We start from the raw sequence: 20,592 nt of genomic DNA, 5'->3' as shown, positions 1-20,592 counted from the left end.
GCCCGGGATGCCGGCCAGCGTCAAGATCACCGCCTACGATTACACGATCTACGGCGATCTCGAGGGGACGGTCGAGCAGATCAGCGCCGATACCATAGAAGAGGAGACGCCCCGGGGCACGGAGTCCTACTACAAGGTCTACATCCGCACCGAAAGCGGCTCGTTGACGCACAATGGCAAGGACCTGCCGATCATTCCCGGCATGATCGCCCAGGTCGATATCCAGACCGGCGAGCGCAGCGTGCTGGACTACCTGCTCAAGCCGCTGCTGAAAGCGAAACTCTATTGAACGTTTCGTGATTGACGGTTTCGAGACTGACGCTTGCGAGATTGAAGCTTGCGAGATTGAAGTTGGCGAGATTGGAGCTGGCGAGCGCCGTGCGACGATGCCCGCGGCACCGGCTTACCGATGTTCGGCGAGCCAGCGCTCGGCCTGCCGGCGCAGCGCCTCGTCCGAGCTGCGATCAGCTCGCGCCTGCCCGGCCACGGCCCGCCGTGCGTACTCCAGCGCTTCGGCATGCTCGCCTTCGTCCTCCAGATACTGGGCATAGTAGAAGTTGGTATCGATGCCGTCGGGCCGGATACCCACCGCCTTCTGCAGCAGCTCCCGCGCCTTGTCCGAATCGCCGAACGCAATCGGCCAGCCCGGCGCGTGCTGGTAGAGCGCGCCCAACGTCACGTAGGCCGAGCCGTTCTCGCCCTGAGGGTCGATGGCGATCGCCTTCTCCAGCGCCGTGCGCGCCCGCTTGGCCAGGTCCAGCGCTCCCAGGCCGCCCTTCGCCTTGGCGTAGGACGCCAGCACGACCCCCTGGGCCGTCAGCACGTGGGCGTTGTCCGGTTGGTTCCTGGCCAGTGCATCGGCCTCGTTGGCCAGGTCCTCGAACGCCTTCATGCGGGCGTCGCCCTGCATCTGGTATTCGACGTTGCCCCACCGCTGCATGAGGGAGAACAGGGTCGGGTCCGGCGTTTGCGCCACGGCGGCGGTCGCCGCGAACAGGAGAGCCAGCACCAAGCCGACCTGCAGCACCGGCCGGCGCCAGGGGCGGTGACAGCAAAAGCGCTGCCACGACTGTCGTTCCATTGCCGCAATACCTGAAAGAGCCATCGGTGCCACTCCTGAACGGGCCATCGTTGCAATCTAACGAGCGTTTGAATTCACCACTATAGGGTTTTAGTCGCATGGCTGGCCCGATAGCGACCTCCCGTTCCCGTCCACGGCGCGAGGACGGGCGGCGGGATGACGTTTTTCCGCCTCTTTCTGCCTCGAGGATTAACCCACATGAAAAGTCCGGCCGATTCCGCGCCCTTCTTAATCTGGGTTACCACCACCGTTATCCGATTCGACTAGCTTCAGGAGGCGTCAAGGAACCGACCACCTTCTCTCCTGGAGACGACCCATGTTTCAGCACTCATCGAAACTTCAATATCCCGTCAAGGTAGACAAGCCCGACCCGCAATTCGCCATGCTGCTGCAGCAGGCCATCGGCGGTATCGAGGGCGAGATTCGCGTCGCCATGCAGTATTTCTTCCAGGCCATGGGGGCCCGAGGAGACGACCGTATCCGTGATCTGCTGATGTCCACCGCGACCGAGGAACTCTCCCACATCGAAATGCTGGGTCATGCCGTGGCGCTCAACCTGGAGGGAGCGCCGGTCTCCTATCAGGAAGAGTCCGCCAAGGATCCGATCATCAACGCCATCCTCGGCGGCGCCAATCCCCGCCACCTGCTGTCGTCCGGGCTTTCCGCCATGCCGGTCAACGCCAACGGCGTTCCATTCGACATGAGCCATGTCTACGCGACCGGCAACGTCGCCGCGGACATGATGGCCAATGTCGCGGCCGAGTCGGGAGGTCGCGTGTTGGCGACCCGCCTGTACAACTGGACGGACGACAAGGGAATGCGGGACTTCCTGTCGTTTCTCATCGCTCGCGACACCTATCACCAGCAGCAGTGGCTCGCGGTCATCGAGGAGCTGGGCGGTTTCGAGAAAAACCTGCCGATCCCCAACTCGACTCCGGAAGCTCACGAGGCCACCGAGCACTCCTACTACTATCTCAATACCTTGACCGACAAGCAGGCGCCCGAGGGGCGCTGGAACCGGGGACCTTCACTGGATGGCCGAGGGGAGTACTCGACACGAGACAAGCCGGAACCGGAGGGACAGGTTCCTTCGCTGGGCAAGGCCAGGGAGCACTCCGGCGCTCAGAAAGAGCAGATGTAGTCGAAGATCGCCCGGCAGCGCTTCCCGTGACGCGCCCACTCCCGAGGGTGGGCGCTCGACCCGGCGTATCGCGGTTCTCCACGCCGGGTGAAAATGCCGGTAGCGACTATTCTCATGGATGAGTGGCGGCTCCAGCCGCCTGACGAGGTAGGTAGCCGTGTCCCAGACGACGGTGGCAAAGACACTCCCCCCTCCCGATAGCGATCCCGCCAACTGGCTGCCACGATTGACCGTCGACTGGCCCTGTCCCGCCGCCGATCCCGAGTCGCTGGCGCGACGTCTTCGGCATCTCGTGGCATCGCGACTCGACCGGCTCGATCTTCCCGCACAGGGAAGAACGCTGGCCCGATGGCAACATCTGTCGGACATCGCCGCGCTCGATCTCGGTCTGGCCAAGCTGTTCGAGGGCCATACCGATGCACTGGCGATTCTCGCCGAGATATCCCAGCCCAGCCGCTATCCCGCCACGGCACGCTGGGGCGTCTGGGCGGCGGAGCCGCCTTTCGCCCGCCTGACGCTGAGGCCGGCGTCCGAACGGTCGGGAGCGCTGGTCGATGGTGGCGACGTCGTTCTCGACGGCACCAAGGCGTGGTGTTCCGGGGCGCACGCTGTCACTCACGCCCTGGTCACCGGCTGGCTCGAGGAGACCCCCTGCCTCGCCGCCGTGGAACTCTCCCGGCCCGGCGTTCAGGTGACCCAGCGAGGCTGGTCGGCCGTGGGCATGGCCGCCACTGCCAGCGTCGAGATCGAGTTCGAGAACGTCGAGGCCACCCTGGTCGGCGATCCCGGAGCCTACCTTCGGCGCCCCGGCTTCTGGCAGGGCGGTATCGGCGTTGCGGCATGCTGGTGGGGCGGTGCGCGGCGCATCGCTGAGACCCTGCTGGCGGGAGCCAGCCCGGAAGATCCCCATCGCCTGGCCCATCTCGGCATGGTGGAGGTGGCGCTGCACAACGGCGCTTCGAGGCTGCGCGAGGCTGCCGCCTGGGTCGATGCTCATCCGCAAGAGAACGCCCGTCTTCTCGCTCTCTCGGTCAGGGCCGCGATCGACGACATGGTCGCCACGATCATCGAGCACGCCGGGCGGGCGCTGGGCGCCGCGCCCTACTGCCGCGACGCGGCCTTCGCCCGGATGATGGCGGACCTGCCGGTCTTCGTCCGCCAGACCCATGCGGAGCGGGATCTCGAGTCGATAGGCCGCGACCTGCTGCAGCGGCGCCAGGAGAACAAGGCGACGGCCCCCGGTGACGTCCCCCCTCACCATGGATGGAGATTGATGTCATGAATGACGACGCAGTGGGATCCGAAACAGCCTCGGCCGCCGATGACCGCCGAATCGTCGGCGACGGCACGTTGCTCGCCGAGTGGCGGCAATGGCAAGGACTCTCGGCGCTTCCCGCGGTCGATGCCGGGACGCTGGTACCCGTCGGATTCCGCGCCGTGGTGGTCGCCCCTCATCCCGACGACGAGATTCTCGGCTGCGGCGCGCTGCTGCAGCAGTGGTCGGCACTGGGTCGCGAGCTGTTGATCGTTGCGGTCACGGAGGGGACCGGCAGTCACCCCGGCTCTTCCGCCTGGCCGCCGGAGCGGCTGGGACGGATACGCCCCGAGGAGAGCCGGCGGGCATTGTCGCGGCTCGGTCTCGAGGAGGTGGACGTCATCCGGCTGCACCTCACCGACACCCGGGTCGGCGAGGAGAGCCATGAATTGGCCTATCGCCTGCATCGACTCCTGCGGCCCGACGACGTCCTCGTCACCACCTGGCGAGGTGACGGTCACCCGGACCATGAGGCCACGGGGCGCGTCTGCGCCCGGCTCGCCGACGACCGCCGCCTGGCGCTGGTCGAACTGCCGATCTGGATGTGGCACTGGGCCGAGCCTGGCGACAGCCGTGTCCCCTGGCACCGGGCCCGGCGCGTTACCGTCGATGACGATCAACTCGCGCGCAAGCGAGCGGCGATGATCGAGCACGCCAGCCAGTGCGAATCCGACCCGTCGACTGGCCGGCCCGCCGTCCTGTCGTCGTCCACGCTCTCCCGTCTCATGCAGGACCACGAGGTGGTGCTGGCATGAGCGATATCCGGCTGATGGCCCATTTCGAACGGCTCCATGTCGACTCGGCCGACCCATGGGGATGCGACACCCGCTGGTACGAGGCCCGCAAGCGCGCCTTGACCCTCGCCCTGCTGCCCCGGGAACGCTACCACCACGGTTTCGAGCCCGGCTGTTCGGTCGGCGCCCTGAGCGCGGAGCTGGCCCAGCGCTGCGACATCTTCACCGGCTGGGATGCCAGCGCCAGCGCCGTGGCCAGCGCCAGAAAGCGGCTCGGACATCTCGATCACGTGCGGTTCGAACGACGCGAGCTTCCCACCACCCTGCCCGTGGCCGCCTTCGACCTGATCGTCTTCAGCGAGATAGGTTACTACCTGGACGAGGCGGCGCTGGCGACCACGGTGCAAGCGTTACGATGCGCGCTTCGGCCCACCGGCGATTTCATCGCCTGCCACTGGCGTCCCCCCCTCGCCGACGGCTACCGGTCCGGCGATGCCGTGCACCAGCGTCTGCACGAGCACCTGGGGCTGGCCGCCAGGTCGAGCCTGGTCGAGCCGGACTTTCGCATCGAGCTGTGGTCCGGGGAGGCATCAGGAAGCGTGCCGGCGGGAGAGTCGAGATGACGCTGGCGACATCCCGGCAATACCCAGCCCTGTGGAGTCCCGCGCCTTGATCGGTATCGTGGTACCCGCACACAACGAGGAAGAGATGCTCGGCGCCTGTATCGCCTCGCTACAGGTCGCCGCCGCTCATCCGGCCTTGCAATCCGAGCCCGTTCGAATCGCGATCGTGCTGGATGCCTGTCGTGACGGCTCCGCGGCGATCGCCCGCCAGGCCGGCGTCCACACCATCGAAGTCGACTACACCAATGTGGGGCTTGCCCGCCATAACGGCGCAGGCTGGCTGATAGCCCAGGGCGCGCGCTGGTTGGCGTTTACCGACGCCGATACGATCGTCGAGCCGGACTGGCTGGTACGACAGCTCGCCAGTCGTGCCGACGCGGTGTGCGGCGGCGTCCATCTGCTCGATTGGGCGACGCTCTCGACGGAACTCCGCCGGCGATACCTCTCCCATCGTCGATCCGTGACGGCCGGGAAGCATATCCATGGCGCCAATCTCGGCGTCAGTGTCGCTGCCTATCTCGCGGTGGGGGGCTTCGCTCCGTTGGTCGCCCATGAAGACGTCCGCTTCATTGGCACGCTGAAGCAGCATGGTTTTACCATCGACTGGCTACACGGAATGCGCGTCAAGACCAGTTCGCGACGCAAAGCCAGGGCGCCTGAAGGCATGGGAGCGTTACTGAATTCGCTGGAGCAGGGGATATCCTGAAACGGAAAAAGGAAGGGCCGCGTGTCGCGCTGCGCGAATCACGAGCCGGGACATCGAGCAAGGTGAAGCCCTGACAAATCCCTTTGTCAGGGCCTCGGCGCCTTCCCTGGCATTCCGATATTCGACACTTCCGCTCGATGCGTCGAATACCGGCTCGTCGTCGTCCTGACGCTTGCAGTATGACCTTGCCCGGGAAAAGCAGGATTCATCTATTTTAAGATACCGGTAAAAATACATTATGTTTTGCAAGGAAAGGTTAACCGATGGGGAGAACCACTCCCTGCTACGGTTCCCGGCTCTCGTTCAGCAAATTCATGTGAAGATAGTCGTCTGAAAAGTCCGCGAATGCCTTGAGACGTTCCCAATCGGGTATTTCAACCGTACTGTTCCGCGTGACGATGAGGCCTTGCCGGCGCAGGCTCTGCAACACGCGGTTGGTATGCACCGGTGTCAATCCCATGGTCTCGCTCAATTTTATCTGATTGATAGGCAAGTGAAAGCTACTCTCCCTCGTGAGCCCCGCCGCCTGGCTGCGAAGAAATAGCTCACAGAAAAAATGAGCGATCCTGACCTCGCCCGAACGCCCGCCCAGATTGATCACCCACTCCCGTGTGATGGACTCGTCCACCATCATCGACCAGAACAGTGCCCTGGCCAGGTTGGGATAATGTCCCAATAGATGGTTGATGCTTTTTTCGCTGATGGTGCCAACGGTCGTCGACGTCTCTGCCCGAATGGAGTGATCCATTTTCTTGAGCAGAGTGACATGGATATCGCACATGTCTCCGGGGATGAGATAGGCCATGATATGTTCACGACCGTTATCGAGTAATTTATATCGACTGACCCAGCCATGATAGATGACATGAATCGTCGTGGGTTCCTTGCCAGCAGAAAGGATATTCTCCCCTCGGGCATAGCTGACTTCGTTATCGATGGCGTCCCGAAAAGCGCTCTTCTCTTCAGCGGATAGCGTCGTGAATTTGGCAAGGCGATTGAAACAGTAATCAAGCATTGGAGTAACACATAGGGTATCCCTCCACATGGTTGGATGAACCGGGCCGTCGACCCGAAGGGGTGTGCCTCTCCTGATGGCACACGCCTGTCGGACGCTACGCGGGGTTGGACACGACGACAACCGAACCTTTTAGCCCAAGGCCGGGCCGCATCGCCACCAGCAACGCGGTATCGAGCGGCCCAGGGACGCTACGGCATTGGCGGCCAGCTGCCAGGGTAGCAGGTATCCCGCCAGCCGGACCATCAGATAGGCCGCCACGGCGCGGAACGCCGGGCATCGCTACCTGTCTCCCCTTGTTCCCGCACTGGGCAAGGATGGGCTCGAGCGGAGCCCCTCAATTGATAAAGCGCCCCCAGGAAAATTGTAACTGACTTTACCGGACAGGGTTTGACTTCAGTGCCGAAAAAGCCTTCTAAAACAGCGAAAAACAGCACTGCCCATGAGCACCATGAGAAATCCATTTTAATATATAACCCACGATAAATAGCGGATATATAAAAATAAAATGGTGCAAATCATGTACATACGAAGCAAAAAAGCGGCCCATATCGAACGCGATAATAGAACGGCGTTTCCGAAATTCATTTAATAACATCTAAAAACATGATGGGCCTGACAAAGCCCACTCAGGCTCACTACATTGCCAGTGACGGCTCAAGCCCGACATCTGATAAAGGATTTATCAGACGACAGCCTCAAAGGAGATTCTGCAATCTCAAAGGAGATTCTGCAATGGCTAATCATAATCCCGGTGATTTCCACAACGGTCGTGAGAAGGCCGCCGAAGCCGGCCACGATGGCGGCCAGGAGAGTTCCGGCAGCCTCAAGAACGATCCGAAGAGGGTGTCCGAAGCGGGTCATAAAGGCGGCGAGATCCAGGGCAACTGAGTGCGCTTCTTTCCGGCATACCGAGGCAGCGCCAAGGCGCTGTTCGACGACATGCTGGCCATTACCAGCCAATGGCCGATCAGGCGAAACCGGTTCTCAAAGACAAGCTTTGAAACCAACCCTGCCAGGTCTCTTGGCAGGGCCTCGACCGAGGTAGATTACTATGTCTTCGTTAGCCGAAGTCACCAGCAGATCGCACGATCCCTGTCGGCGCGTCTCTGCAAACGCTCAAGCGTGGTACGACTACTCGCTATATTTCGAGATTTTCTCTCACCATACCCCGTTATCGATCGACCACCGCGAAACCTTGGCTGAACTGCAGCAGGCGCCTCGTCGGTTCAAGAAAGGTAGCGTGATCAAGAACCGTGAGCTGAACAATCGTCATCTACTGGCGATTCAGGATGGCTGGGCGTGCTCCTGCCGCGTCAGCGAGGACGGCAATCGCCAGATCATCGATCTCTACCTGCCCGGCGAGATCGTCGGCCTGCGCGACCATCACGCCGGTGGAAGCTTCGATGAAGTCATCATGCTGACGGAAGGCTTGGTCATCCCCTTGCACAAGTCGCAGCTCGATCATCTCATGCAGAAGGACCATAGCCTGGTGAATGCCGTGCTCGCTACGACGATACATCAGTGCAACATCATGGCGGATCGGTTGAACAACCTGATCAGTCGCGATGCCACGAGTCGGCTCGCTTATTTCATTCTGGAGCTTCACGCACGCCTCAACTTCTCGCGCGCTGAACTGAAGGACCTGTCGCTTCCCCTGTCCCAGCAGGTCATCGGCGACTTGCTGGGCATGACCAATGTCCATGTGTGCCGATGCCTGAGCCAGCTCGAGGCGAAGGGGCTTTTGACCCGGGACAGAGACTCGCGCGACATCCAGATCACCGATTACGCTGGGCTGTTGGCCCTATCGGGGTTTGGCACCGCCTACCTCCACCATTGCCATGGCAGCCGGCGGGGGCGGTCCGCGCACGCTCGGGATGCGCTATCCCATGGGGGGCAGCCTGGTAGACGATAGCAAGATCACCTGGCGATGAAGCAATTCGTTCACCCCCTCACTACCGAATCCCGAGCCAGGATCTATCGGTGGATTCAGCCCGCACGCCTGCCAAGCCCCAAAGCGGGCCGGTCCTGAACCAGATCCACTCCGTATGGCCCTGCGCCGGCGAAATGCCACCGGGGTCGGCCCTCCCCTTTTCGAGCGGCAGGCCGCTCCTGTAAAAGAACCAAATTTCTCAATTCCCAGGGAAAAACTAACCCATATTATGGCGTTGGTGAAAAGCAGCGCCTAGATTAGAAAAAATAATAACCCGCAAGAAAACGGCTTGAGCAGGAAAAAGATGCGATACAAGATCCAAGTCTCCAGGGATAGAGCCGGATATATCGCGACGTGTCGGGAGTTGCCAAGATTCGTGGCCACGTCGAAGGAACTGGACGACCTGTCTCGCTTGAGCGTCAAGAATTTGAGTCTGATCATCGGGAGCCATCTATCCTCGGCTGAATTCATTCCTCAGACATCCAGCGCGGAAGATGAGGACAATCTCTGGCACCCACCGCTCGGCACACGACTCAAGGTCGAGATATCGAACGCCTTGATCGACAAGGGGTGGTCGCGCGATGAGTTCTTCCGGGTCATGGACTTGACACCTTCCAGCGCGAGGAATTTCTTCGATATCGAGATCAGCACACGACTGACCACGTTCGACAAGGCTTTCCGTGTCCTGGGTTTATTCCCGGATCTTCAGATCATCGAGTCGCCCGGTGATCTGCATTTGAGACATCGGGAAAAATCTATGAACAACTTCCCTCCGGCGAAAATTGATTCAGATTAAACCGCCCTCTTTCTTGACTCTTTTCCACTAAACGATCACGACCAGGCTGAGAGCGAGGTCTCGAGGCCAATGGCAGAGTGCCGGCATCGTGGCGATGATGCCGGCATTCGCGTTAGGCTACCGCCATCCTCAGGCCGTTGGAGATGCCACCTCGATGCAAGGACGAAACATGACCCGCTGGCGCGATCCCAAGAAGGATCCGCGTCAGGAAAAGAAGAGCAACCTGATCACGCCACAGGGATTCGATCGGCTCCAGGGGATTCACGACCATCTCTCCCGCGTCAAGCGACCCCAATTATCGACCAAGGTCGGTGAAGCCGCTGCCCTGGGTGACCGCAGCGAAAATGCGGACTACACCTATAACAAGAAGGAACTCAACCGGGTCATCGCGCGAATCCGCTATCTGCGCAAGCGCCTGGATGAGCTGCAGGTCGTCGACCGCCTGCCGGCGGATACGGGGAAGGTCTATTTCGGCGCCTATGTCACGCTGGAGGACGACAATGGAGAGGAGCTTTGCGTGCGCCTGGTCGGCCATGACGAGACCGACACCGCCAAGCACTGGATCAGCGTCGATGCGCCCTTGGCCCGGGCGCTACTGGGAAAAGCGCTGGACGACGACGTCGTGGTCGCGGCCCCCGGCGGCGAGACACACTATATCGTGACCGATATTCGCTATACGGATCGCGATCTCCAGTGACGAGCGGCCAGACCTTCGAATGAATCAGCGGAGATTCAGAAAGTGGCGTAGCGGTCGATAGACAAACTCGACCGCCATGGCGTCAACGAATCGACATGAATCAGACCCACCGAGGACAGCCCATGCAGGAGGCTTCCGAACACCCAGCACCGGCGGTCCTGTTCGCCCGACAGCCGATTTTCGACGCCTCCCTGGACATCGTCGCATTCGAGCTTCTGTTCCGCCCCACCGATGGCGGCCCCATGCCGACGCCATTCGATGGCAACCGGGCGACCAGCACGGTCTTGCTGAATGCCTTTACCCAGGGCGATCTGAACACGGTCAGCCAGGGAAAGCCGCTGTTCGTGAATTTCACGGCCGAGACGCTGAGCGACGACCTGCCGTTCGACGCTTCCCGGCTGGTCGTCGAGCTCCTCGAGGACATGCCGTTCGACGACGCCATCCGCGACCGCTTGGAACTGCTGCGGCAGCGGGGATTCACGCTGGCGCTGGACGACTATGCCGAAGCCGATGCCACCCACCCCTGCCTGCCGCTCGTGGATATCGTCAAGCTCGAGTACCCGCACTACAGCGAGGAAGGGTTCGATCACATCGTCCGCCAGTTGCGACGACACTATCCGAAGATCAGGATCCTGGCGGAAAAGCTGGAGACGGAGGAGGACCTCGAGCGCTGCCAGCACGCCGGTTGCGATCTGTTCCAGGGTTACTTCCTTGCTCGCCCCCAGCTCGTTCATGGGGCCGCAGTCACGACCGATCGCCTCGCCATCCTCAAGCTCATCGCGACGCTCAACAAACCCAAGGTCAGCGTGGGCGAGATCTCGTCGGCCATCGGACGCGACCCGACGCTGGGCGTACGACTGCTGCGGCTGGTGAATACCGTGCAGTACCAGCGTCAGATCAACATCACCTCGCTGCGTCAGGCCGTGGCCCTGATCGGCACCCACCGTATCCGCAGCCTGGCGACGTTGCTGGCGCTGTCGGAGATGGAGGACAAGCCGGAATCGCTGCAGCAGCTGGCGCTTTCACGCGCCTGCCTGTGCCGCGAACTGGCCGTCGGAGACCCGGACCTGGCCGAAAAGGCCTTCATCTCGGGGCTGTTCTCCTATCTGGAAGCCTTTTTCAATCGCCCTCTGGAGGAGCTCGTCGAATCGCTCCCCCTGCACGCTTCGATCTCGGCTGCCCTGCTGCATCACGATGGGCCGGTCGGCACGCTGCTGGAGACCGCCATCCGGCTGGAGAGCGGCGAGTGGAACGAGATTCCCTGGGCACGCCTGACATCGCTGGGCATCAAGGCCTCGGACGTTGGCGAGGCGAATCAGCGCGCCCTGCAATCCATGAGGGAGCTGCAGACTAACGCCAGGCTTTGATCGCCCGATAGACCCGGAAGCGCCGATCGTCGGCCAGCACCTCGAAATCGCCAAAGGCGGCCCGCAACCACTCGGGGTACGGAAGAAACGCGTTGGCGACCAGTGTCAGGCTGCCACCGCCGACGAGATGCGTCGGCGCCTCCCGGATCAATCTCTCGGCGGGCCCGTAATCGATGGCGCGCTCCTGATGGAACGGCGGGTTGCTGACGATGGCGTCGAAGGTGGCGTCGAGACGATCGTAGACATCGCTCTGCACGACGCGGCCACTCAGCCGGTTGGCCGCCAGCGTGCGGCGGGTCGCCTCGACCGCGAACGCGTTGATGTCTCCCGCCGTGACCTCGCACCCCTGTCTGGCCAGCCAGGCCGTCAGAATGCCGTCGCCACACCCCACGTCCAGCGCCCTGGTCACTGTCTTGCCGGAGGCCGGCAGCGGCGCCCGGGTCACCGCCTCCATCATCAGCCGGGTGCCGTCGTCCAGCTTGCCATGTCCGAAGACCCCCGGATGCGTCGCCAGGGTCAGGCCATCCACCGTCAATGTCCGCCAGGCGGATTCCGTGTCGACGGCGCCCGCCGCCGTCCGGGTGGCGAACAACGTGCAGCGGCGCGCCGTGTCCAGTTTCCGGCACGTCTGGTCCACGCTTGCCAGCACCTTGGGGACACGCTTGATGCCGCCCTGGTTCTCCCCCACGATCTGCAGCGGCGTGCCGGCTGGCAACGCCGCATTCAACGCCGTCAACCACCACGCGCCCAGCGCATGGCTCTTGGGCCAGAACAGTACCGCCCCCGGCACCTCGGAGGGTGGCGGCGTCAGCGCGCCATAGGCTGGGCGACCCGCCCGCTGCCACGCCGTGCACACATCCAGGTCCGCGCTCCAGACCAGCCCTTCGCCCGACTCCAGCCAGCCGTCGCGTGGCGGCGCGACCCACAGCCAGCCGCGATAATCGGCATCCTGGCGAGCCAGCAACTGGCTCGCGGGGGACTGCGTGGCCATCAAGACGTCTCCTCGAGGTTCGTGCCGTCGGCACGTCGAATCAGGTAGTGAAGGTAGCGCCCCAGCCGCCAGTGCGGCTCGACCCGGCAGTAGCGCTTCTCGAGTTCGATGATCGTCGCGAGCTGCGCCTCGCTCGGCGAGCGTTCCCGCAGATAGTCGTGGAAGATCCGGATGCCGGCGACGCCCTCGATCACCAGCCCCTCTTCCCGACACCAGCGCTCGATATCGGCATGCGTCAGCGGTGAGATCGGCGTCAGGCGTTGGCGTCGCCCGGTACCCGATAGCCGATCCTCCAGCGCTTTATCGAGATTGCCCTTGACCACGTTGGAGAAACGCAGCGCATCGCGATTGAACACCATCAAGGAGAGCCGGCCGCCCGGCGCCAGCAACGCGTTCAGGAGGGAGAACGCCTCGCGCGGCTGCGCCAGCCACTCCAGTACGGCATGACAGACGATCAATGGCCACGGCCCCGGCGCCAGTTCGGGCAACGCCTGGATCGGTGCCTGCAATGTCTGGACGGGCAGCCTGCCGAAGCCGGCCCGCGCCTCCGCCAGCATGTCCGCCGACGGTTCCGCCAGGGTGACCCGATGCCCCCGCTCGGCCAGCCAGACGCTCATCTGGCCGAGGCCGCCGCCCACATCCAGCGCGGGCGCCCCATCCAGCGGCAGCGAGTGGGACAGCACCTCGTCGAGCACCGCCAGACGGATCTGGCCGCGCGCCGTGGCGTAGAGGCTGTTGGCGAACTTGTCGGCCAGGCCGTCGAAGATCCGGTCCTGCCCCACGGGGATGTCGTTGCCGTGCCGCGAGGGCGAGGCGGAGTCATCAGAACAAGGCATGAGATAGCGATGGCTCGAATCGGGAAGGCGGCATTGTACCAATGCCAACGCGGAGCGTCCCGGCGCAATGGCTACCGCGGGTTTATCTTGGCGAATCCGGCGCTTATACTATGCGTCGCTCGATGCACAGCGGTTGCGCTGTCACGCCCTCCGCCCCCATAGCTCAGCTGGATAGAGCGTCCCCCTCCTAAGGGGAAGGTCTCAGGTTCGAATCCTGATGGGGGCACCAGATCGACTTTCCGATGTTTCCAAGAACCCATGAAAGCGCTCTCAATCATAGGCTTGCGATCGCCATCGATTCGCCCCTCCCTATCGTGGCTGGTACATAGGTAGTGGCTGGTACATAGGGGCTGGTATACGGAAGCAGGCTCACTGAGCTGACCGCGGTTCGATCGCCACTCGTACATCGGCAGGCCCCCGGCCCCGTCCAAGACCGCAACGACCAAGCCAGGCTTCGAGAACAGCAGGCGCCTCAGCGTTGAGGGATATCCCGCATTTTTGCGCGGTCATAAGCGAGATAGGTTGTGTTGGACATCCCGTACACCTGAGGAGTCTTCGATGAGCGATCAGAACACCACCGACAAACAGCCACAGCGCGACCCGGCGGAAGATAACGCGTTCTTCCCCTCGCCCTACTCGCTGAGCCAGTTCACCGCGCCGAAGTCCGACCTTGGCGGAGCCGACTACCCCAATCCCTACAAGGGCGACAAGAAAATCCTGATGATCGGGGCTGACGAGCGCTACCTGCTGACCGACAACGGTAGCTTCTTCTCCACCGGCAACCACCCGGTGGAAACACTGCTGCCGATGTACCATCTCGACAAGGCGGGCTTTTCCTTCGACGTGGCCACGGTCTCGGGCAATCCGGTGAAGTTCGAGTACTGGGCGATGCCGTCCGAAGACGAGGAGGTGAAGCGCTTCTTCGGCAGCTATCACGAGCAGTTCAAGCAGCCGCTGAAGCTGGCCGATGTCGTCGCGGATGGGCTGGATGGCTATGCGGCGATCTTCATTCCGGGCGGACACGGCGCGCTGATCGGCCTGCCCGAAAGCCAGGACGTGCGGGACACCCTGGAGTGGGCATCCAACCAGGATCGCTTCGTCATCTCGCTTTGCCACGGCCCGGCAGCCCTCCTGGCAGTCGGTGACAGCGACATCTTTCGCGGTTACAAGATCTGCGCTTTCCCGGACTCCCTCGACGCCACCACACCGGACATCGGCTACATGCCAGGCCACCTGACCTGGAAATTCGGCGAGAAGCTGAAGGCCTTGGGTTTCGAGATCATCAATGACGACATCTCCGGTGCCGTCCACCGGGATCGCCATCTGATCACCGGTGACAGCCCGCTGGCCGCCAACGCCCTGGGCAAGCTGGCAGCCCAGGTCATGCTCGAGGAGCTGGCTGGCTGATGGTGTCATCCACGCCGGCCACTTCGGCCATCAACAGCGCCCTCGCTATCGAGGGCGCTGAGACGTTGGCGAAAATCCAGACGGAGGTGCGCACCTTCGCCCGACAGTTCGGCTATGACCGCTTCGTTCTATTCTCGGCTTCCACCTCGAGCGACGACCTGATCGAGCGCATCTACTGGGTCGAGGGCGACTGGCTCGGCGACGGGCAGACCGTCGACGCGGAAACTTATGTCCGCCGCTGCCCGGTGACTCGCCATATCTTCGAAGCGCGTGAGCCGTTCTTCTGGACCAAAACGACCGATGTCAGTGGCGAGCGCTATCGTGTGGTCCGCCTACCCCGTGGGCCAGGGCTCAATGGCATCCAGGTCCCAGTGTTCGGCCCCCTGGGGCTCGAAGGCGCGATGAGCCTGGGCGGAGAGACGATCGACGCCTCACCCCAGGCAAGGCTCGCCATCGGGCTGGTGGCAAACGCCGCTTTCTTCAGGGCTCGGCAACTACTCGAAGCGCCCATGAACGGCGCCACCCGCAGTCTATCCGGCCGCGAGCGTGAAGTACTGACATGGATCGCCGCCGGCCGTCGTCAGACCGAGATCGCCGCGATACTCGGTCTTTCCGAACGAACCGTTGAAAACCACCTGAGGCGAATCCGCCAACGTCTCGGCGTCACGACCACGGCCCAAGCCATCAGCATCGCGATACGCCGCGGCGAGATCGTCGCCTGATCCGGGAATATCAGACCGTCGCCACAGCTCCCGATGCTCGAACGACACTATCGACAGCACAAAGGCTCTACCCCCCTGCCATCGCTGGCCCCTCCCTCCGCTCTCGGCCCGCATCACGGGACGATAATCACCTGGGTGAAAAACGGCTGTGAGCCTGGCCACTGCCGTGCCTATGTACCCTCACACAGCCCTAAAGATTCATACGGTTTATGCCGTTGTACTCGCTACTGCCGGTCGTGAATGAGAGAGACGTACTCAAACGCGACACTCCCATGCGCATTAGGCGATTAGAGGATTCCTTAAAAAGCCTGAATCGTGCTAAGTGTTCCTATATGGCGACAGGGAGGCTGGCCGTTGCCGTTTCTGAGGCCTGAATCGGCGGGATTGACGCCGGCACCGCTGGCGCGCTGTCGACTCCCCGCCCCGCCTGCGCGCTAAATGGGTTGGTTTTGATGCAGCGTTGCAGAGGAAGCCAAGTCGCGCCAGTGCTGGAGCAGCGGCCCGATTAAGGGCCCGAAGAAATAGTGCGAAATGATGCGTTCTGCAGACTACCCGACGAAAGACGGGGGACGTTTGAAAGAGAAGTTAAACGGGACATGGCAAATTGATATAAAAGTGTTTCTAACAGGGTTTAAAAAAGTTGACAGATTCCGACTCACAGCGCACATGCAGGCAAAGGCTGCGAGCTCGTAAATATAACCAAAATTTATCAAATGATGTGCTGGGGCTGGGACATCAGGTTTTTTGATCGAACGCGCTCAGTTAAGCGAAAATACACGCGCCACCTAGTATTCAGAAAAACAGAAATAGACAATGGAAAAATAATGAAGCTAATTGAAATTCGCGTCCGTAATTTTCGATCAATTGAAGCCGAACAACACTTTTCGATACCCGGCAGAATGACTCTGGTCGGACCTAACAATTCTGGAAAAACCAATCTCCTGAGAGCAATCCAAGTTTTATTTACAGGTCAAGCAAACACATATGGCTACAAGCGGGGGAACGATCTGACATTTGGCGTTGGAAAAGCCAGAACCAGCATTACTGCAACTTTTGATGGAGACCCCGAAACAGAAGGAGAAATCTATGACAGCATCGACGAGCTGCACCAATTACAGGGTACCGCGAGAACTAGCAGCCAGCTAAACCTGACTCTTTACTTTACTGATGCTAACACGCCAGTGTACAGCTTCTTCCCTAACGTTAAAAGGCCGAAGCCTAGTGCACAAGCAGCCCAGTATTCTCGAACCCACATAGCCCTTCTTAATCGCCTTATTGACATGTTTAGCCTTCATTATGTACCTTCTGCAAAAAGCATTGATCAAATCTATTTTGATCTTCTAACTCCTTTTCTTCGCCGCAAAGTGTCGAAGGTAATCGAGCCGCATCTTTCAGAAATAAATAAAAGCTTGGATGAGGCCGCGAATGCGTTAAATAACGAGCTAAAGAGTGCTAAACTTTCGGAGTACGAAGCCAGCTTTTCGCTGCCAGGCCAATCTGTCGAAGCTTTGGTTTCTGGTTTTGACTTCATGATCTCAGATCCCCAAAAGACGCCAATACACGAGAAAGGAATGGGGATTCAATCCACGGCGCTTCTAGCGGCATTTCGATGGATCACGAAACAAGAAAAATCGGAGGGGCGAGAGTCTTTGTGGTTACTCGAAGAGCCAGAATCTTATTTGCATCCAGACCTTGCCGCGAATTGCAATTATATTCTGGACAACTTGGCTAAAGATTCAACCGTTATTAAAACCACTCACTCTATGGCGTTCGTTCCACAAAACCCAAATCATGTAAGCGGCACACGTCTGAATTCAAACAACAGAACAGAAATTGAAAGCTACAAAACATTTTCAGAGGCAGTATCTGCGATCCGAGGTGCGCTCGGGATTAAGTTTGGCGATTTTTATAACCTGGCTATCTTTAACGTGTTTGTGGAAGGTCCCACAGACCGCGAAATATTTGGATGGATTCTCGATAAACTGCCAGAAGCTAACTACCCTTTTTCCTCTGTTCGGCAATCAAAGTTCGAGGACTTTGGAGGTGTTAAACACTTATCGGGTTTCCTTAGGGCAACCTACCAATTTATCCAGCAAGAATACGCGTGTGTGACAGTATTTGATGGCGATGAGGCAGGAGAGCAAGAGAGAAGGAACCTGCAAGCTTATTTTGGAAGAAAATCAATTCCATTCGATGCAAACAGGAATTTTGTCTCAGTGCGTTCACGCTTTGCTATTGAAGGACTCTTTCCTGACGATTGGATTATCACTATTCATAAAGAACATCCGTCATGGTTCGATTCATTTTCAGTTGACGCTAGTGGTGAACTGGAACCATTTAAAGTGAAGGATAGTAATAAGTCGCAAGTGCAGGCCAAACTAATTTCTCTCGCAGAGGCTGAAGAAAGCTTAGATTGGGCTAACCGCTTCATTAATGTTTTCCAGATGATAGATGCCGCACTAGCTTCGCTTCATACAAACTTACAAAAGCAATAATTCATATTGAGGATTTAAATGAACAACGAGTTCAAAACCACTACTGATGTCAAAAAGCAGCACACGGTGCCACGTTTTCTGCTGGACAAATTTGGCCGAGGAAAAAAGGGAAAAAGAGAAAGCTGTATACTTTTGACAAACTTAATCAACGAAAATTTCAACAGTCGGTGTTCGATGCAACAACTAGAAACTCTTTTTACAACATTGAAGACCACCCAGAAAGGGCAAGCTTGGAGCCTATTCTTGGGATATATGAAACTGAGGCTGCGCCACTAATAAAAAGAATCATAGAGAAGCGAAACATTGCTTGGCTCTCTGATAAAGATCGGCTAAACATTGCCACATTTGTAGCAGTGCAGAGAGCGAGATCCTATGGTGAATTTATGCGCATAGACCACATGGTCAGCGCTATTTCTGGAAAGCTGTCAAAAGTTGGTGCAACCCTCGATCAGATGGAATCAGAGCTCGGCTCAGAAGGATCAACTGAACGTAAAGCAATGTTTTTCAATTTGATATTAGATCAAAAGGATACCATCAGACACTTGAAGGCTAAATCTTGGATTCTGTACGAGACAGAAGCTCGAGATCCATTTTTCATCTCCGATAATCCGGTGACATTATATAACCACATTGACATGGGTGCTTTCGGAAACCTAGGAGTTGCGCTTAAAGGGATACAAGTTCACCTTCCTTTGTCATCGACGCTGACTCTCGCATTAATTTGCCCCTCGATTGCTGAGTCAGCAGTGGAAGCGAAGAAGAAAGTTAAGCGACTTATAAGCACTAATCCTCATCTATTGAAATACTTAGAACAGACTTTTGGTTTGATTAAGCTTGGCGAGGCCTACGAAAATGGTACCGCGATGACTCAATCAGCTGACAATGTTAGGTTCCTAAACAGTCTTCAGGTATCTTACGCCGAACAGTATATTTTTTGCGAAAAAGATCATTTCGCGCTCGCTGAGGAAATGATTGACGACAATGAACGATATAAAACCGGACCTCGAATACAAGTGAGCTAGCAGTCACAATCGTAACGATGGCTACCTGACTACAGCTTCTCTGACAGCCCGCAGCTACGTGTGCAGTAAGCGCTATAACCTATCTTCAATGAGGTGCTCGTGTCTAAAGGATTAGGTTAATGGAAAAATTTGTTGAACCCTACTCAAGCGGTGGCCTCCAGAGTGACGCCCATTTCGGTGAGCTGGTTGAACGCAAGATGGTTCTCCGCCACGCTGGTTCGAATGGCAAAGATCTCCCCGATGTCTGTCCCTCTCGGTTCTCTCACTTGAATTGACATGTATCGATACCCCTGGCAGCAGTTGAAAACCCATGGGCGATCATTGTGGGGCACACAGTAATCTCAGGTGAGCTTGCTTGGCCGCTTGGAGCCGTGGCCACGAGTCGTGCGATGAGTAACCACACGGGTAGCTTTCGAGGCTGAGAGGTATATCGGAAGGTATATCGGGATTATCGAATCCTAGAAAATATATAAAAACATGTTCTCAAGTTCGGATATAGAATCCTGATGGCGCCAAAAATCGAGGCACTTGCCTGCTCCTGTGGTCAACCACTTTCCCCTTGGCGAGCGACCGGGTTTGGGCTTCATGGGATGTGAGCCATGGCAGTGGCGTTTAGACAGACGCGGCCAGGCGCCCGATCTCGGCGATGACTTGATCTTGCTGGGCCTTGCTCGCCTGCGGCAGCCAGGTATAGGCCACGGCGATCACCGCGCCTCTGTCCGCTGGCCAGGCGATGCCGATGTCATTGGCGTTGCCGACGGCGTTGGTGCCGGTCTTCTCGCCGATCAGCCATCCTGCCGGCATCCCCGCTCGCAGGCGGGCGTCGCCGGTCTTGCCTTCGATCATCCATGACGCGAGCTGGTGGCGCATCGAGGGAGACAGCGCCTCTCCCAGCAACAGCTTACGCAGCGTCTGCATCATTGCCAGGGGCGTCGTGGTGTCGCGCTCGTCACCTTCGTGGTCGTGCTCGTTGAGCGCCGGCTCCATTCGGTCCAGCCGCGTCTTGTCGTCGCCGATACCGCGCAAGAAGGCGGTAACGCTCTCGGGACCGCCGACGCTCTCGATCAGCAGATTTACCGCCGCATTGTCGCTCCAGGCCACGGCCGCCTGACTGAGTTCGGCAATCGTCATCCCCGGGCTGCCGATTCGCTTTTCCGTGATGGGTGTCCAGCCGCCCAAGTCGGACTGGCTTACCTCGATACGACGATCCAGTGATTCCTCGCCACGCTCCACGCGTGCCAGTACGGCGGCGACGATAGGTACCTTGATCGTACTGTTGAACAGGAAGCGCTCGTCGCCTCGAAGGCTGACCACCTCGCCGGTGGCGGCGTTCATGAGCGCGACCCCCAAGCGGCCACCGTGACGCTGCTCAAGCGCTTCCAGCTTGCGCTGGACGTCGCCTTCCGAGGCGCTTGCCGTCTTCCCCAACGTCGGTAGCGAAGTGAGCGCCAACGGCAGCATCGCCGTCGCCGGTAAGCAGCTTTCGCCGGTCGATCAAAGACATATGCATATCCCCGTCTCCAGATGGTGGACGAGCAACTTAGCCTCAGATGACGCCAACATGTAAAGCGACGCTGGGGCGTGCGTCATCGACTGTCTTTTGCGGCCTCACCGACAAAAGGCAGGGGGACATTGGATAGAGCAGTGAAACGAGACAGGACTCTAACAGCCGCGTTGGCACGGCTTGATGATGTCGGACGCGGCGAGACGC

20 protein-coding genes and 1 tRNA gene are annotated in these 20,592 nt (G+C 59.4%); 16 read left to right on the top strand and 5 right to left on the bottom strand.

The annotated features are described in order from the left end of the window. Nucleotides 1-289: beta-barrel domain-containing protein (locus AC3AYF_RS06375; protein WP_487779521.1), on the top strand; the 289-nt coding region annotated here is incomplete at its 5' end. Nucleotides 290-403: 114 nt separating this feature from the next. Here the strand turns inward: AC3AYF_RS06375 and AC3AYF_RS06370 are convergent. Then, on the bottom strand, nt 404-1,105 hold the full coding sequence (locus tag AC3AYF_RS06370) for a hypothetical protein (RefSeq protein ID WP_487779520.1): 702 nt from the start codon (nt 1,103-1,105) through the stop codon (nt 404-406). Nucleotides 1,106-1,397: 292 nt separating this feature from the next. Between AC3AYF_RS06370 and AC3AYF_RS06365 the strand changes: the two genes are divergently transcribed. The 5 genes from AC3AYF_RS06365 (at nt 1,398) to AC3AYF_RS06345 (ending at nt 5,600) form a co-directional block, all read left to right on the top strand. After that, nucleotides 1,398-2,222, top strand: a complete 825-nt coding sequence (locus AC3AYF_RS06365) for a manganese catalase family protein (protein WP_295036751.1) — start codon at nt 1,398-1,400, stop codon at nt 2,220-2,222. A gap of 157 nt (nt 2,223-2,379) precedes the next feature. Next, the gene (locus tag AC3AYF_RS06360) at nt 2,380-3,504 is read left to right on the top strand and encodes an acyl-CoA dehydrogenase family protein (protein WP_295036749.1); all 1,125 of its coding nucleotides are present in this window, start codon (nt 2,380-2,382) and stop codon (nt 3,502-3,504) included. Next, nucleotides 3,501-4,292: a PIG-L deacetylase family protein gene (locus AC3AYF_RS06355; RefSeq protein WP_295036747.1), complete on the top strand. Its 792-nt coding sequence runs from the start codon at nt 3,501-3,503 to the stop codon at nt 4,290-4,292. The genes AC3AYF_RS06360 and AC3AYF_RS06355 overlap by 4 nt, the downstream gene beginning before the upstream one ends. Continuing rightward, on the top strand, nt 4,289-4,894 hold the full coding sequence (locus tag AC3AYF_RS06350; RefSeq protein ID WP_295036745.1) for an SAM-dependent methyltransferase: 606 nt from the start codon (nt 4,289-4,291) through the stop codon (nt 4,892-4,894). The genes AC3AYF_RS06355 and AC3AYF_RS06350 overlap by 4 nt, the downstream gene beginning before the upstream one ends. Nucleotides 4,895-4,940: 46 nt before the next feature. Next, nucleotides 4,941-5,600: a glycosyltransferase family 2 protein gene (locus tag AC3AYF_RS06345; protein WP_295036744.1), complete on the top strand. Its 660-nt coding sequence runs from the start codon at nt 4,941-4,943 to the stop codon at nt 5,598-5,600. A 283-nt stretch (nt 5,601-5,883) separates the two neighbouring features. Here the strand turns inward: AC3AYF_RS06345 and AC3AYF_RS06340 are convergent, their stop codons facing one another. Continuing rightward, entirely contained in the window at nt 5,884-6,615 is a 732-nt protein-coding gene (locus AC3AYF_RS06340; RefSeq protein ID WP_295036742.1) for a Crp/Fnr family transcriptional regulator, read from the bottom strand. Nucleotides 6,616-7,350: 735 nt separating this feature from the next. Between AC3AYF_RS06340 and AC3AYF_RS06335 the strand changes: the two genes are divergently transcribed. From AC3AYF_RS06335 to AC3AYF_RS06315, 5 genes are all read left to right on the top strand, one after another. Further along, a complete protein-coding gene (locus AC3AYF_RS06335; RefSeq protein WP_295036740.1) occupies nt 7,351-7,506 on the top strand; it encodes a con-10 family general stress protein in 156 nt (51 codons plus the stop codon). Nucleotides 7,507-7,669: 163 nt separating this feature from the next. Then, the gene (locus AC3AYF_RS06330; RefSeq protein ID WP_295036738.1) at nt 7,670-8,530 is read left to right on the top strand and encodes a Crp/Fnr family transcriptional regulator; all 861 of its coding nucleotides are present in this window, start codon (nt 7,670-7,672) and stop codon (nt 8,528-8,530) included. A 394-nt stretch (nt 8,531-8,924) separates the two neighbouring features. Continuing rightward, nucleotides 8,925-9,344, top strand: coding sequence for a hypothetical protein (locus AC3AYF_RS06325; RefSeq protein ID WP_295036737.1), 420 nt, complete (start codon nt 8,925-8,927; stop codon nt 9,342-9,344). Between the two features lie 154 nt (nt 9,345-9,498). After that, the gene (greB, locus tag AC3AYF_RS06320; RefSeq protein ID WP_295036735.1) at nt 9,499-10,041 is read left to right on the top strand and encodes a transcription elongation factor GreB; all 543 of its coding nucleotides are present in this window, start codon (nt 9,499-9,501) and stop codon (nt 10,039-10,041) included. Nucleotides 10,042-10,136: 95 nt separating this feature from the next. Continuing rightward, nucleotides 10,137-11,408 carry an EAL and HDOD domain-containing protein gene (locus AC3AYF_RS06315; RefSeq protein ID WP_295036734.1) on the top strand — a complete coding sequence of 424 codons (1,272 nt, stop codon included), beginning with the start codon at nt 10,137-10,139 and terminating at the stop codon, nt 11,406-11,408. Here the strand turns inward: AC3AYF_RS06315 and AC3AYF_RS06310 are convergent. Both AC3AYF_RS06310 and AC3AYF_RS06305 read right to left on the bottom strand, forming a co-directional pair. Then, nucleotides 11,392-12,399, bottom strand: coding sequence for a methyltransferase (locus tag AC3AYF_RS06310; RefSeq protein ID WP_487779519.1), 1,008 nt, complete (start codon nt 12,397-12,399; stop codon nt 11,392-11,394). The two genes, AC3AYF_RS06315 and AC3AYF_RS06310, sit on opposite strands and share 17 nt — an antisense overlap. Further along, the gene (locus tag AC3AYF_RS06305) at nt 12,399-13,235 is read right to left on the bottom strand and encodes a methyltransferase (protein ID WP_295036730.1); all 837 of its coding nucleotides are present in this window, start codon (nt 13,233-13,235) and stop codon (nt 12,399-12,401) included. The genes AC3AYF_RS06310 and AC3AYF_RS06305 overlap by 1 nt, the downstream gene beginning before the upstream one ends. A 152-nt stretch (nt 13,236-13,387) precedes the next feature. Between AC3AYF_RS06305 and AC3AYF_RS06300 the strand changes: the two genes are divergently transcribed. From AC3AYF_RS06300 to AC3AYF_RS06280, 5 genes are all read left to right on the top strand, one after another. Then, nucleotides 13,388-13,464 (top strand) — tRNA-Arg (locus tag AC3AYF_RS06300). A gap of 329 nt (nt 13,465-13,793) precedes the next feature. Further along, nucleotides 13,794-14,642, top strand: coding sequence for a glyoxalase III HchA (gene hchA, locus AC3AYF_RS06295; RefSeq protein WP_295036729.1), 849 nt, complete (start codon nt 13,794-13,796; stop codon nt 14,640-14,642). Further along, the gene (locus AC3AYF_RS06290) at nt 14,642-15,364 is read left to right on the top strand and encodes a PA1136 family autoinducer-binding transcriptional regulator (protein WP_295036727.1); all 723 of its coding nucleotides are present in this window, start codon (nt 14,642-14,644) and stop codon (nt 15,362-15,364) included. The genes hchA and AC3AYF_RS06290 overlap by 1 nt, the downstream gene beginning before the upstream one ends. Before the next feature lie 824 nt (nt 15,365-16,188). After that, nucleotides 16,189-17,859, top strand: coding sequence for an ATP-dependent nuclease (locus AC3AYF_RS06285; protein ID WP_295036725.1), 1,671 nt, complete (start codon nt 16,189-16,191; stop codon nt 17,857-17,859). 89 nt (nt 17,860-17,948) lie between these two features. Then, complete coding sequence (locus AC3AYF_RS06280; protein WP_365676984.1) at nt 17,949-18,881, top strand: DUF4238 domain-containing protein; 933 nt, start codon at nt 17,949-17,951, stop codon at nt 18,879-18,881. 612 nt (nt 18,882-19,493) lie between these two features. Here AC3AYF_RS06280 and bla read toward each other — a convergent pair. Then, the gene (gene bla, locus AC3AYF_RS06275; protein WP_295036723.1) at nt 19,494-20,342 is read right to left on the bottom strand and encodes a class A beta-lactamase; all 849 of its coding nucleotides are present in this window, start codon (nt 20,340-20,342) and stop codon (nt 19,494-19,496) included. Nucleotides 20,343-20,592: the final 250 nt, after the last annotated feature.

It is taken from the genome of Salinicola sp., assembly GCF_982684285.1.
The sequence above is the reverse complement of the archived record's forward strand: the minus strand, read 5'-3'. Positions and strand labels throughout refer to the sequence as shown.

Bases quoted from the DNA above. Each gene is read 5' to 3' on its own strand.
- AC3AYF_RS06290 (WP_295036727.1), top strand. From the start codon at position 14,642: ATGGTGTCATCCACGCCGGCCACTTCGGCCATCAACAGCGCCCTCGCT.
- AC3AYF_RS06355 (WP_295036747.1), top strand. From the start codon at position 3,501: ATGAATGACGACGCAGTGGGATCCGAAACAGCCTCGGCCGCCGATGAC.
- hchA (WP_295036729.1), top strand. From the start codon at position 13,794: ATGAGCGATCAGAACACCACCGACAAACAGCCACAGCGCGACCCGGCG.
- AC3AYF_RS06330 (WP_295036738.1), top strand. From the start codon at position 7,670: ATGTCTTCGTTAGCCGAAGTCACCAGCAGATCGCACGATCCCTGTCGG.
- AC3AYF_RS06370 (WP_487779520.1), bottom strand. From the start codon at position 1,105: ATGGCTCTTTCAGGTATTGCGGCAATGGAACGACAGTCGTGGCAGCGC.
- AC3AYF_RS06305 (WP_295036730.1), bottom strand. From the start codon at position 13,235: ATGCCTTGTTCTGATGACTCCGCCTCGCCCTCGCGGCACGGCAACGAC.
- AC3AYF_RS06340 (WP_295036742.1), bottom strand. From the start codon at position 6,615: ATGCTTGATTACTGTTTCAATCGCCTTGCCAAATTCACGACGCTATCC.
- bla (WP_295036723.1), bottom strand. From the start codon at position 20,342: ATGCTGCCGTTGGCGCTCACTTCGCTACCGACGTTGGGGAAGACGGCA.
- AC3AYF_RS06335 (WP_295036740.1), top strand. From the start codon at position 7,351: ATGGCTAATCATAATCCCGGTGATTTCCACAACGGTCGTGAGAAGGCC.
- greB (WP_295036735.1), top strand. From the start codon at position 9,499: ATGCAAGGACGAAACATGACCCGCTGGCGCGATCCCAAGAAGGATCCG.
- AC3AYF_RS06365 (WP_295036751.1), top strand. From the start codon at position 1,398: ATGTTTCAGCACTCATCGAAACTTCAATATCCCGTCAAGGTAGACAAG.
- AC3AYF_RS06315 (WP_295036734.1), top strand. From the start codon at position 10,137: ATGAATCAGACCCACCGAGGACAGCCCATGCAGGAGGCTTCCGAACAC.
- AC3AYF_RS06310 (WP_487779519.1), bottom strand. From the start codon at position 12,399: ATGGCCACGCAGTCCCCCGCGAGCCAGTTGCTGGCTCGCCAGGATGCC.
- AC3AYF_RS06350 (WP_295036745.1), top strand. From the start codon at position 4,289: ATGAGCGATATCCGGCTGATGGCCCATTTCGAACGGCTCCATGTCGAC.
- AC3AYF_RS06285 (WP_295036725.1), top strand. From the start codon at position 16,189: ATGAAGCTAATTGAAATTCGCGTCCGTAATTTTCGATCAATTGAAGCC.